At 58.3% G+C, this 12,741-nt stretch carries 10 protein-coding genes; 5 read left to right on the forward strand and 5 right to left on the reverse strand.

What is annotated here, in order from left to right; all coding sequences use genetic code 11:
• Positions 1 to 176: 176 nt before the first annotated feature.
• The 4 genes from crcB to cysZ form a co-directional block, all read right to left on the reverse strand.
• On the reverse strand, positions 177 to 557 hold the full coding sequence (crcB, locus tag HP15_RS16720; RefSeq protein ID WP_014578554.1) for a fluoride efflux transporter CrcB: 381 nt from the start codon (positions 555 to 557) through the stop codon (positions 177 to 179).
• A 17-nt stretch (positions 558 to 574) separates the two neighbouring features.
• Complete coding sequence (locus HP15_RS16725) at positions 575 to 3,025, reverse strand: acyl-CoA dehydrogenase (RefSeq protein WP_014578555.1); 2,451 nt, start codon at positions 3,023 to 3,025, stop codon at positions 575 to 577.
• Positions 3,026 to 3,155: 130 nt separating this feature from the next.
• Positions 3,156 to 6,017, reverse strand: a complete 2,862-nt coding sequence (gene rapA, locus HP15_RS16730) for an RNA polymerase-associated protein RapA (RefSeq protein ID WP_014578556.1) — start codon at positions 6,015 to 6,017, stop codon at positions 3,156 to 3,158.
• A gap of 16 nt (positions 6,018 to 6,033) precedes the next feature.
• The gene (gene cysZ, locus HP15_RS16735; RefSeq protein WP_041645684.1) at positions 6,034 to 6,756 is read right to left on the reverse strand and encodes a sulfate transporter CysZ; all 723 of its coding nucleotides are present in this window, start codon (positions 6,754 to 6,756) and stop codon (positions 6,034 to 6,036) included.
• Positions 6,757 to 6,879: 123 nt separating this feature from the next.
• On the opposite strand from cysZ, the gene HP15_RS16740 reads away from it, so the two are divergent.
• Positions 6,880 to 7,284 carry a VanZ family protein gene (locus HP15_RS16740; protein WP_014578558.1) on the forward strand — a complete coding sequence of 135 codons (405 nt, stop codon included), beginning with the start codon at positions 6,880 to 6,882 and terminating at the stop codon, positions 7,282 to 7,284.
• 444 nt (positions 7,285 to 7,728) lie between these two features.
• Here the strand turns inward: HP15_RS16740 and HP15_RS16745 are convergent, their stop codons facing one another.
• Positions 7,729 to 8,388 (reverse strand): class I SAM-dependent methyltransferase, encoded by a 660-nt coding sequence (locus HP15_RS16745; RefSeq protein WP_041645686.1) that lies wholly within the window; start codon positions 8,386 to 8,388, stop codon positions 7,729 to 7,731.
• A gap of 133 nt (positions 8,389 to 8,521) precedes the next feature.
• Here HP15_RS16745 and mnmH point away from each other — a divergent pair, with 133 nt between their 5' ends.
• From mnmH to HP15_RS16765, 4 genes are all read left to right on the forward strand, one after another.
• Positions 8,522 to 9,625, forward strand: a complete 1,104-nt coding sequence (gene mnmH, locus HP15_RS16750; protein WP_014578560.1) for a tRNA 2-selenouridine(34) synthase MnmH — start codon at positions 8,522 to 8,524, stop codon at positions 9,623 to 9,625.
• Positions 9,626 to 9,766: 141 nt separating this feature from the next.
• Positions 9,767 to 10,600, forward strand: a complete 834-nt coding sequence (locus HP15_RS16755) for a mechanosensitive ion channel family protein (protein WP_014578561.1) — start codon at positions 9,767 to 9,769, stop codon at positions 10,598 to 10,600.
• Between the two features lie 170 nt (positions 10,601 to 10,770).
• Entirely contained in the window at positions 10,771 to 11,328 is a 558-nt protein-coding gene (locus HP15_RS16760; RefSeq protein ID WP_014578562.1) for an aminoacyl-tRNA deacylase, read from the forward strand.
• Between the two features lie 82 nt (positions 11,329 to 11,410).
• Positions 11,411 to 12,706, forward strand: coding sequence for an FAD-dependent monooxygenase (locus HP15_RS16765; protein WP_014578563.1), 1,296 nt, complete (start codon positions 11,411 to 11,413; stop codon positions 12,704 to 12,706).
• Positions 12,707 to 12,741: the final 35 nt, after the last annotated feature.

A 12,741-nucleotide genomic window follows, 5' to 3' on the forward strand; every position in this document is an offset into this window, starting at 1 on the left:
CGTTTTGCGGAAATACAGAACTCGCGGAATCAAAAACAGGACGGTCACTACTAACTGCGGAGGTACGTCTTATTCATGAAATGCTTTACTGAATCTTTCCTACGCCCTTCACTCTACTCCTGAATCCGAAGCTTGCCAAGGGTATTTTCGAGAATTTGTGTAGGTAGTGGTACCCATCATCCCTTCACCAGGCCAAAGGTGTAAATTCCCAGTGCAGTCATGAGGATGGAGCCGACAACGTGGGCCAGAATACCGGTGATGGCCATGGCCCATTTGCCGTCCTGGATTGCAGCAAACATCTCGAGTGAAAACGTCGAAAAGGTGGTCAGCGCACCGCACAATCCGGTTATGGCAAAGAGCCGCCACTCCGGTGCCAGCGTGGTGCCATGGCTGAAGTAACCGATCAGCAGCCCGATCAGCCAACCACCACTGAGATTGGCAACCAGCGTTCCGTAAGGAACGGCATGGTATGTCGTGTTCAACCACAATCCCAGAACCCAACGAAGGTTGGCGCCGATGACGGCGCCAACACTCACAGCAACGAACGACAACCACATGTCAGGGCTGTCTCCTGTCAGGCAGGGTTGTGATCAATCACTGTCTCCTTGTTGCGCGCAAACTCATCAAACGGGAAGTCATCGACCGTTAGCATCTCGAGTACCACCGTCTCATACTGGCGCATGAAATCGGCCTCTTCCTTGGTATAGATACCAGCCTTCAGGGCCGCCTCAAACCGCTCTTCCGGATGCAAGGCGGTCATCGGCAATTCACCTTTGGCGTAGGCCTTGGTCGCTTTCCGGTATAGCTGTTCTGCCTTGTCATAGTCCTTGAGCAGACCGTTGTAGCGAGCCACCGGATTCTCCACGGTGCCCTCGCCATTGGTATGCCAGATGCTGGCAATCAGCTTATTGCGGATAGGCGTGTCTGTGGATATTGCACGAGCCAGTTTGCGCGCAAGGTCGTCTTGCGGACTGCCCCAGCGACGGCCAAGCGGCATCGTGACGCCCCGCAGAACCAGCGCCACGGCGCGATTCGGCAGGTTCTGGAGGAACTCATCCAGGGCGTTTTCAGTGCGATGCAGCAGCATGCCCAGGCTGTACTCCATTACTTCCTTCTCACCCTCTACCGGCTGGGTCTCGTGCCAGTTCTTGAGGACCATGGAAGCCAGGTACAGGTTGGACAGCATATCCCCCAGCCGTGCAGAGATAAGCTCCCGCATTTTCAGTTCGCTGCCAAGCGTGGTCATCGCGGCATCCGAGCACAGACCAAAGGCTGCGCTGAAGCGGGCCACGGCCTGCGCGTACTTGCGACTGGCACTGTCAAACGGCACATCTGCCCGTCCAAGACCAAGAGCCTGGGTGAAGGCGCGGGCGGCATTGCCGAAAATCAGCCCGGCGTGGCCGAAGAACGCATCGTCAAACGCGTTGATATCATCGTTGTCCTTGGCCGCCAGCTCCTTGAGCACATAGGGATGGCAGCGAATGGCGCCCTGGCCGAAGATCATCAGGCTGCGGGTCATGATGTTGGCACCCTCAACAGTGATCGAGACAGCGGCACCGCTGTAGCCTATGCCCAGGTAGTTACGCGGGCCAAGCGTGACGGTCTTGCCACCGTGAACGTCCATGGCATCGGTCAATACACCGCGCTGGAACTCGGTAAGGTGGTATTTAAGGATGGCAGACGGCACTGCCGGCTTCTCACCTTTATCAATCATATTGGCAGTGTGGTTTACAGCTGCCTGAGAGATATAGGTCTTGGCGGCGATTCGGGCCAGAGGCTCCTGCACACCCTCCATATCAGCAACCGGCGTATTGAACTGACGGCGGATACGGGTGAAACCACCAGCGGTGCCAACGGCCGACGCAGCCGCACCGGCCGCACCGGACGGCAGGGTGATGCAGCGACCCACCGACAGGCACTCAACCAGCATACGCCAGCCCTGACCGGCCATATCCACGCCACCGATGATGTAGTCCAGCGGAATGAAGACATCTTTACCCTTGATCGGGCCATTCAGGAACGGGCTGCCAATCGGGCAATGACGACGGCCGATCTCCATGCCTTTGGTGTCCCTGGGGATCAGTGCGCAGGTAATACCATAGTCTTCGGTTTCGCCCAGGAGCCCGTCCGGATCGAACATGCGGAAGGCAAGGCCAACAACCGTGGCGATGGGCGCCAGGGTGATCCAGCGCTTCTCGAAATTCAGCCGGATACCGACAACTTCCTTGCCATCGACTTTCTTTTTGCAAACGATACCGGTGTCCGGAAGCGACGTCGCATCTGAACCAGCCCTTGGGCCCGTCAGACCAAAGCAAGGAATTTCACGACCGTCTGCAAGCCTTGGCAGGTAATGGTTTTTCTGCTCCTCGGTGCCGTACTTGACGAGCAGCTCGCCAGGACCAAGGGAATTGGGTACGCCCACAGACACCATGAGCGTCTCGTTGGATGCCAGTTTTTGCAGAACTGCAGACTGCGCCTTGGCAGAGAATTCGAGGCCACCGTATTCCTTGGGAATGATCATCCCGAAGAAACCTTCCTTCTTGAGGAAGTCCCACAGCTCTTTGGGCAGATCAGCCCGCTCGACCGCCACGTCCCAGGTGTTACACATGGAAATTGCCTGGACACACTGATTGTCGACGAAGGCCTGTTCTTCCTCGCTCAGGCCGGTATTGCGGTTGATCAGCAGGTTGTGCCAGTCAGGCCGACCAGTGAACAGTTCACCGTCCCAGCCGACCGTACCGGCTTCGAGAGCCACTTTCTCAGTCTCGGAAACCTTCGGTGCGACCTTCTTGAACATCGCGAAAATGCGGGGTGTCAGCCAGCTTTGGCGAAACCCGGGGAGGCCGGCAGCAGCTGTTAGGGCGGCACCAATAAACAAAACCAGGGCCAGCAAACCAGAGGCAAAAATCAGCGACAGCAGGCCGGTAACGGCCATTACGCCAATCGCGGACGTTGCACCAGACTCGCGCCGCATCACAATCAGCAGGCCAGCCAGTGCCACTACAAACAGTATGAAAGTCATCATAGGTTCTCTCTGTCATCCATGGTTCGGGAATGTCGAAGACTATAAACCGTTACGTTTACGGTACCGCATCAGATGAGGGCTGACCAGCAAATGCCGCACAGTCAGCCAGTTACGGAGATCACACCTGGCATTATGCGGTCACGATCACACGAATGCCTTCCAATGCCAGACTGGCGTGCCCTATCGCCTCTTTTGCCGCTTCGAACTGATCGCGGAAAAAGTCGATTTCCTCCTCACGAATCGCCGGATTCACCTTTTGCAATGCTTCCAGCCGACGGATTTCCGGTCCGAAACTGGCCTCCAACTGCTCAAGCGCCTGAGACTTCAGGGGCTCCAGATGAGGCTCCGACAACCGCTCCACGTGGTCCACCATGGTTTCCACCTGGGGCCGGATCTGCGGAACGATGGCCTGGGCCGTGCGCCGCCGGATATTCGAGCACATCTCGTTGAGCCGGTCGTGAGGCAACGCGCCCGAAAGCTCCTTGCCATTTACATCCACCAGCAGCCGAAGTGGCGAGACCGGCAGGTAGCGGGTCAGTTGGAGCGCTTCCGGTGCCGGGCAGTGCACAGTAAACAGGGCCTCCATCAACAGCGTTCCGGGCGGCAGCGCCTTTACGGAAAGACTGGCGAGGGCGGCCTTGCCAAGGCCGGAGCTGGTCACCGAGTCCATCACCCCCGTGACCATCGGGTGCTCCCAGCTCATGAAAGCCAGGTCTTCCCGCTCCAAGGCATTCTGTCGGTCCCAGGTCACGGTAATCCCGTCTTCCGGTAATTCGGCGACATGGCCGGCCTGATATTGCTCGCCGGGTCGCAGAATGTCGGAGTGATCGGCATGGTCTTCGACATCCACGCCGAGGATGTCAAAAGCCTCCATCATGTAATCCCGAACCCGGGCCTCGGATTCTTCGTCTTCGATGGCGGCGATCAGATCCTCTGCCACCTCAGGGCGACAGGAATTCAGCTCGATCAAGGCATCACGGCCAGCCTGCAAGAGCGTTTTCAGGCGCGTTGCTTCGTCCGCAGAGGCCTCGACCAGCCCATCAGCCACATCAAGGTCGCCATCAATAGCCTGCTGCCACTGGGCCTGCAACGCTTCCTGAACGGCAACGCCCACCGCGCAGCTCTCGGCAAAGGCGTTCAGGCCCTCGTGGAACCAGCGGAACTGCACCTCCTGACTGGTGCCACTGAGGTAGGGCACGTGAATATCAATCGCTTCTGTCTGACCGATCCGGTCCAGCCGCCCGATGCGCTGCTCGAGCAAGTCCGGGTTTGCAGGCAGATCGAAGAGCACCAGATGATGGGCAAACTGGAAATTGCGGCCTTCGCTGCCGATTTCAGAGCAGATCAGCGCCTGGGCACCCTGCTCCGTGTCAGCGAAATAGGCGGCGGCTCGATCACGCTCGATCAGGCTCAGGTGTTCATGGAAGGCAGCACTGCGGATACCCGCTCGCAGCTGGAGATAATGCTCCAGGGCCATGGCAGTCTGGGCACTGGCACAGATCACCACCACTTTGGCGGGGCGCAGGCCGATCAGCTTTTTCTCAAGCCATTCAACCCGGGGATCGTCCGCCAGCCACTGCTCCTCGGGCACCAGTTGCTCCGGGGTCAACCCCTGAATACCTGAGGCCTGCCCTTCGTACATGGCCGGACAAGGCAACGGTTCAGGATCGGGTCGACGCTCGGGAAATCCCTGGATGGCCGCCCGGGTGTTCCGGAACAGCACGCGACCGGTACCATGCCGGTCCAGCAGGGCATCGATCACCGATTGCCTCGGATTGTCACCGGCAAACAGCTGGTCCAGCTCTTCACCCAACCATTCCCGCAGCAGCTTCTGATCGCCCTCGCTGATATCGGAGCTTTCGTCCTGAAGCCGTCGAACAACACTGTTGATGGCTTCATACTGCTGCTCTTCTCTGCGGAAGGTTTCCAGATCATGGAAACGGGCCGGGTCGAGAAGCCGCAGGCGGGCAAAGTGACTGGCGATACCCACCTGCTCGGGCGTTGCTGTCAGCAAGAGCAGGCCGCGGCTGACCGCCGACAGTTCCTCAACAATCCGGTATTCCGGGCTAACCTCTTCAGGGCTCCACGCAAGATGATGGGCCTCATCAACAATCATCAGGTCCCAGTGAGCCTTGAGGGCATCGTCCTGCGCCTTCTGGCTTTTCTTCAGGAAGTCGAGACTGCAGAGCACCAGCTGTTCGCTCTCGAACGGATTCACCGCATCTTCATCGCCAAAAATATGGTTAACCAGCGCATCCACGTCGCTTTCCTGCTCTTTCAGAGCGTCGTAGCGACCCTGATCCACTATGGAAAATCGCAGATTAAAGCGGCGGAGCATTTCCACCAGCCATTGATGGGTGAGGGAATCCGGTACCACGATCAAGGCACGCTTTGCCCGGCCAGTGTGCAGCTGATAGTGGAGGATCAGCCCCGCCTCGATGGTTTTGCCAAGACCGACCTCATCTGCCAGAAGAACCCGTGGCGCATGGCGCCGGGCAACTTCATGGGCAATGTATATCTGGTGTGGCAGATGCTGCGTGCGGGCGCCGATCAACCCCTGGGCTGACGATGCCCGCAGGCGGTTCATGTGCTGAAGCGTGGCAAACCTCAGGCGAAAGGCGCCGTTGCGATCGAACTGGCCCGCAAACAGCCGCTGGTGCGGCGCAGAAAAATTCACGGATCCGGCGAGTTTCACCTCGGATATTTCTTGCAGATCGGTGCCGTCGTCCCCGTGATACAGGAGCACCCCGCCCCGGTCCTCAACTGCGCGGACGGTGTACCGTTCGCCATCGAAGGTCTCAATCTCTTCCCCCAACTGATAGATGATGCGGGACAGCGGGGCGTTATCAATCGCGTAGGTGCGCTCCTCATCGGCGGCAGGAAACCCCAGGGTCACCCGGCGCCCGGAGATATCCGTGACGATCCCGAGCCCCAGGCCGGTATCACTGTGGCTGACCCAACGCTGACCAATAACAAATTCCGATGTATCCAAGAAACCTCCAGACCAATTAAGTTCTTGTGGCGCCGTTCTCACGCACCCAGTAAGCCGTCGCCCCACATACCGCCGCCGGCACCACAAACAGATTCAGCACCGGCACCATGGCAGCCAGCGCCACCGGCAGGCCAAAGCCAAAGGCAGACAGGCGTGTGTCGCCGAGCAACCGTCGCAGGGCAGGGAAACTCACCTTGTGGTTGTCTGCCGGGTAGTCCACGTATTGCAGCGCCATCATCCAGCTGTTGAACAGGAACCAGAGAACAGCAGCCACCAGATTAACAACCGGTATAAGACCGATGATCAGCAAACCGATAGCCCGCGGCAGGTAATACAGGATCTTCTGAACCTCGCGCCAGAGTGCGCGGGGAATATCCTTGATGATCGATGCCCAACTGTCATCGGTATTCACCTCCTGGCCGGTCAGGTGCTTTTCTGTCAGTTCGGCAAGATAGCCATAGAAAGGGGCACCAATCAGATTGGCAACGATCACAAAGCCGTAGGCGAGCATCAGTACGATGACCGCCCCGTACAGAATCCAGAACAGCCAATCCAGTGCCTGAAGCCACGCCCAGTCCGGCAACCACGACATCGCGGTGGCAATCAGGCCTGCAAACAGCTCTCCCATGAAGAAGAACAGCAATCCGAAGAGCAGAATATTGATAACCAGTGGAATGATGACGAACAGCCGAAGACCGGGCTGACGAATCAGGCGGAAACCCTCACCCAGGTAGCCCAGTCCACGAAAAAATTACCCTTGAGCATAGCTGGCAGGACCTCCGCTTCAATGACAATGACGGGGCGCAAAGCATATCATGTTGGCAACATTCCCACAGCCCGAGAACGCTCAGTGACTTCCCCGATGGATACATTGAAACAACAACTGACCAGCCTGCTGCAATTCCGCCCCCTCTGGCAGGCAGCCTTTGTGGTTTCCGTTCTGGCCATCGGGTTTCTGGCGACAACCGACAGCCCTCATGCCATACCTTCATCGTCGAACGACAAGGTGAACCATCTGATCGCCTTCCTCGAGCTCACCATCCTCACCCGGCTGGCCTGGCCGGAGCTCCGGCCCATCTGGTTTGCGCCGGCCCTACTGGGCTTTGGCCTTGGCATTGAGCTTATCCAGGCAACCCTGCCCTATCGGGAATTTTCCCTGGCCGATCTGGCTGCGGACGGCGCCGGCATTGCCATCGGACTTCTTCCCTGGCCCGGCATCCGAAACACCGGAAAACCGGATTTGCGAAATTCGCCAGAATCGCTGTGAGATATCTCTTACAAAGGCGTGAGATCTTGCAGTGACGTTGTGTACGCGGCAGTGCCAGAAACTCTTCAGGGAAAAGCTAACTCACTGATAAATTTGTTTTATTGTAGACACCCACGCTGACATCTCCTGCGATGCGTGCACAGTTCACACGTTTGTCAGAATCCAGTTGGTATATTGTTGTTGTCAAGGATGACAGGGAAATGGACGACGCACTGGATGCACCCCGGCAAGGACCGCGGGGAGAGGTAGGGACACAAGGACGCCTCGCTTAAGGGATAACTATTCGGATAGCCGGCTCGGATGCCGGCACCACGGAGTGGCTCAAGGATCTCGCAACACGGCTGTTGCCAAATGCGCAAGGATGCGCCGACCTGTTCCGAGAAAGGGTAACCGTTTGGTTGCCCTTTATTTTTTTATACCTTCTTTTTTCTCACCTCTGATCCATCACTGGTTGTTCTCGGCCAGGTAGATACGAACCCTATTGAACTCCTCGAATTCGTTAAGATCCGGCCAGGTCCGGGCCTCAAGCGTTGTCTGCTTGCGGTAGGCATCGTCACCCAACACTTTCATCCGCGAATCCGCCAGCAGCACCCGAGGAGCCGCCTCGCGTAAAACGCCGAGCAACGGCCGGTTTTCCGGATCGTAGAGCACATCCGCCGCGGTCACGACATCTATTTCGTCCGGTCGGGCTGCCCAGTCAGGGCAAAGGCCAACGGAAACACCATTGAGAGCCGCATTCGCATTAGCCGCGTCCAGCGCAGCCGGATCAATGTCACAGGCGATGGCTTCCTTCGCTCCGGCCATTGCCGCCGCGACAGCCACGATTCCGGATCCCGAGCCGAAATCCAGGACGCGCTTGCCCTCAACCCAATGGGGATTGTCCAGAATCCAGTTGGCGAGCACCTGGCCGCTGGCCCAGCAGAACGACCAGTAGGCGGGTTCGGCAACGACCGCCTGGGCCTCTTCGTGCGATAACGGCCCCTCAAGCACCCTCGGGTCAAAGAGGTACAGGGCAATGCGCTCACAACCGGCAGGACGGGAAACGGCCACCCGGCCTCGGGAGAGGGTTTTGCGCAGGTGCTGATTCAGACTGTCCACTGACATGGGGTACCCAACCTCAATTTTCCGGAAGGCGTCATTGTACCCGTGACCAGTCCGGGAAACAGGCGGCGACAAGCAGAAAAACCCCATTTCCGCTATACTGCCGCCTCCATCTGACAACTGGTTTACCGCTGAAATGGCAAGCAGACCCGACACCGACGACTACCTTTCCCTGTTCCTGAATGATGTGCCGCTGATGGACGTCCGGGCACCGGTAGAGTTCAGCCGTGGCAGCTTTCCGAATACCGAAAACGCGCCCCTGATGAACGATGAGGAGCGCCATCGGGTTGGCATCTGTTACAAGGAGAAAGGTCAGGACAAGGCGATTGAATTGGGGCACCAGCTTGTGTCCGGTGACATCAAGGCCCAGCGCATTGAAGCCTGGAAACGTTTTGTCGCCCGCCACCCGAACGGCTACCTGTTCTGTTTTCGGGGCGGCCTGCGCTCCCGGCTCACACAGCAGTGGATCCGGGAGGCCGGCATTGACTACCCGCTGGTCAAAGGCGGCTACAAGGCATTGCGCCGATTCCTGATCGACAGCCTGGAAGCGCAGATCGAATCCGGCGAGTTCCGCATTCTCAGCGGGCGCACTGGAACCGGCAAAACGCGGGTTCTGCAACAGTTACCCAATCCGGTGGATCTTGAAGGCCTGGCCAATCACCGGGGCTCCAGTTTCGGGCGTCAGGTAACACCGCAGCCTTCACAGATCGATTTCGAGAACCGGCTGGCGGTAGCCATGCTCAAGGCCCGCCACCTGAACAGTGGTCCGGTCTATCTGGAAGATGAAAGCCGCCTGGTGGGCCGTTGCGCCCTGCCCGAATCCCTCAAGGAGCGCATGGCCAGGTCGCCGTTGCTGATCCTCGAGCAACCGATGGAAGAGCGTATTGGCATCATTCGCGAAGATTATGTTGAGGGAATGTACTCGGATTACGTGGATCGCGACGGGGCCGAAGCAGGGTGGCTGAATTTCCGGGACTATCTGCTTAGCGCCATTGACCGCATCCGCAAGCGCCTGGGCGGGGAGCGACACCAGCAGCTGCGCGGCCTGATGGAACAGGCACTCGTGCAGCAGGAAGCCACTGGAGAGACAGCGGCCCACAACGCCTGGATCCAGTCACTGCTCCAAGATTATTACGACCCCATGTACGACTACCAACTGGGCAAGAAAGAAGGCCGGATTCTTGTCCGCGGAGGCCCCGAGACCATTCTCGACTGGGCCAACAAGAGCTCGGTTGCGTAAGGCCCTGACTGAATATTACGCCTGCAGTACACAGCCCTGACATTTGTCTGCTATATAAGGAAATAGACGAATCAGGTTTTTGCAGTAATTTGTCCGTTAATCCGACACTTATGAAAAATACCAACGAACAAGGAGTCCTTTATGGAAGACCTATTTGGCGCTGAAGGCGGTGCCTCGGAACTCATGAATCAGGCCATGTCTCTGGTCATGACATACGCACCCAAGGTCGTGCTGGCGATTGTCACTCTGATTGTGGGCATGTGGCTGATCAACCGGTTTGTCGGCGTTCTAGATAACAAGCTGGGCAAAAAAGACCCCACCCTGAACAAGTTTCTCTGCGGCCTGATCGGAGCAATCCTCAAGATTCTGCTGCTGATCTCTGTCGCCTCCATGGTCGGCATTGCCACCACCTCCTTCATTGCCATTATCGGTGCTGCCGGCCTGGCCGTGGGTCTTGCTCTTCAGGGCAGCCTCGCCAACTTCGCCGGCGGCGTGCTGATCCTGATCTTCAAACCGTTCAAGGTTGGTGACACGATTGATGCCCAGGGCTATCTCGGCTCCGTCCGCGAAATCTCCATCCTGTACACCATCGTCGACACCTTCGATAACCGCCGGATTGTGATCCCGAATGGTCAACTGGCCAACGCCAGCCTGACCAACCTGAGCGCCTATGAAACCCGTCGCTGCGACATGAGCTTCGGTATCGGCTACGGTGATGACATCGACAAGGCCAAGGCCGTCTGCAAGCGCCTTATTGAAGAAGACGAGCGCGCACTGAAGGACCCCGAACCACTGATCGTTGTTGGTGCCCTGGGTGAAAGCTCCGTCGATCTGACCGTTCGGGCCTGGACCAAATCAGGTGACCTCTGGCCCTTCTACTGGGACATGCATGAGAAAGTGAAGAAAGCATTCGACGCCGAGGGCATCAGCATTCCGTTCCCCCAGCGCGATGTTCATATGATTAAAACCGACTGAGATTCGCGATCGGTTTCTCATTGATACATCCGGTTACTCGCAAACTGCGTAACCTCGACTAAGCTGACCATTAATGGCGGGGTTGACCAACCCCGCCAGGCCATCGGGGCCAGGCAATTAGATCAACACAGGCTCCGGAACGCTGTCATTGCTGGTAGGAGGTTGTCACTATGCCGGTACAGCAGTTGAAGGAATTCCTCGATGAGGCAGGTGTGGAATACATGTGCCTCTCCCACCCTCCTGCATTTACCGCCCAGGAACTCGCCCACCACGTCAAGATTGCCGGCGACCGTGTCGTCAAAACGGTGATCATCGAACTGGATGGCAAAATGGCAATGCTGGTGATGCCGGCCACCTGGCGAATCCGCTGGGACAGGTTATCCCGCATCCTAGACACCGACTTTCTTGACCTCGCTGACGAACAGGAATTCCAGGACCGCTTCCCGGATTGCGAGGTAGGCGCCATGCCCCCCTTTGGCAACCTGTTCGGAATGACCGTCTATTGCGCCGAAGCGCTGACCGAGCAGCCCGAACTGGCGTTCGCCGCAGGCAGCCACAGTGAATCGGTACATATGAAAACCTCGGATTTCCTGACCCTCGTGCAACCCATGGTCCTGAACCAGGGATTCAACAAACCGGGTGCACAGAAGCCCGCCTGGCTGATCAAGAACCGTCGCAGGCCTGACGACACTGCCGAGCCGCGGGTGTCAGGTATGGCAGGCTATTGAGGGTTTTCATTCCGGCTTGATCCCGGTCTCTTGTCTGGCTGCCGTCATCGCGTAAACTGAGGGCATCAGACAGGAAACCGATATGACTCAAGTCTTTGATATTGTCGTAGTTGGTGCCGGCATGGTCGGCGCTGCTCTCGCCACTGGCCTCGGCCAGAATGGCTTCCGCGTTGCCCTTGTCGACCGGGCTCAGCCCCCCGACTTTGACCCGGAAAGCGCCCCGGACATCCGGGTTTCTGCCCTGAGCGCCGGCAGTGAGCGCTATCTCCAGAGCCTGGGCGCCTGGGACCACATCCTCGGGATGCGCTCAACGCCCTATAGGCGACTGGCCGTGTGGGATGAAACCCGCTATCCACTGCAGAACCTGGTGCCCCGAAAACTGGCTGAGGTCCAATTCGACGCCACCGAGCTGGGCGCCCACCACCTGGGACACATCGTCGAAAACTCAGTAACCCAACAGGCGCTCTGGCAAACCGCCGAGGCCTGCCCCCAGGTATCCCTGTTCCACGGTCAGGGTGTCGCCTCACTGGCGCAGTCCGGTGATACAGCCACGGTCACCCTGGATGACGACCGCGAGCTGCTAGCAAGCCTGGTAGTCGGTTGCGATGGCGCCCAATCCCGGATCCGGGACCTGGCCGGCATCGGCGTAACCCGTAACCAGTATGACCAGCAGGCAATGGTCATTTCGGTACGCTATCAGGGGCCTGTTGAAGACATTACCTGGCAGGGCTTTCACCCCTCGGGGCCCCGAGCCTTCCTGCCCTTGCACAGTGCCGGTCCGGAACATCCCGGCGAAAGCTGGGGCTCCCTGGTCTGGTACGATTCGCCCGAGGAGCTTGCTCGCCTGAAAGCAATGGACGACAGCACCCTGATGAACGAGATTCAGTCGTCGTTTCCCGCGAGCCTGCCGCTGCTGACACACATCGACAGCAAGGCCTCGTTTCCCATCGCGCGCCAACATGCCAAACACTATCACTCCGGACGGGTCGTCCTGGCTGGCGACTCGGCCCACACCATCAACCCGCTGGCCGGACAGGGCGTAAACCTGGGCTTCCAGGATGCGCAGGCGTTACAGTCGGCTCTGAAAGAAGCCAAGCGCGCTGGAGATGATCTGGCAAATCCGAAGTGGCTGAACCTCTACGAACAACAGCGCCGGCCGGCGAACCGCAGAATGATGCTGACCATGGATGTGTTCTACCATCTTTTCAGCAACCGGATTCCACCGGTCCACCTGCTACGCAACCTCGGCCTCGGCGCCGCCCGCGCCCTGCCCTTCGCCCGCAACCGGGTTGCCCGCTACGCCATGGGCATCGACGAGGAACTGCCGGCCGTGGTCAGGCAGATAACTGCCCGGATTCCCGGCCTTAGTCAGATTTGAAGCCAAACAACAATCCCAAGGACACGCGAAAAGGA

The sequence above is a fragment of the Marinobacter adhaerens HP15 genome (assembly GCF_000166295.1).
In the GTDB taxonomy this organism is placed as follows: Bacteria; Pseudomonadota; Gammaproteobacteria; order Pseudomonadales; family Oleiphilaceae; genus Marinobacter; species Marinobacter adhaerens.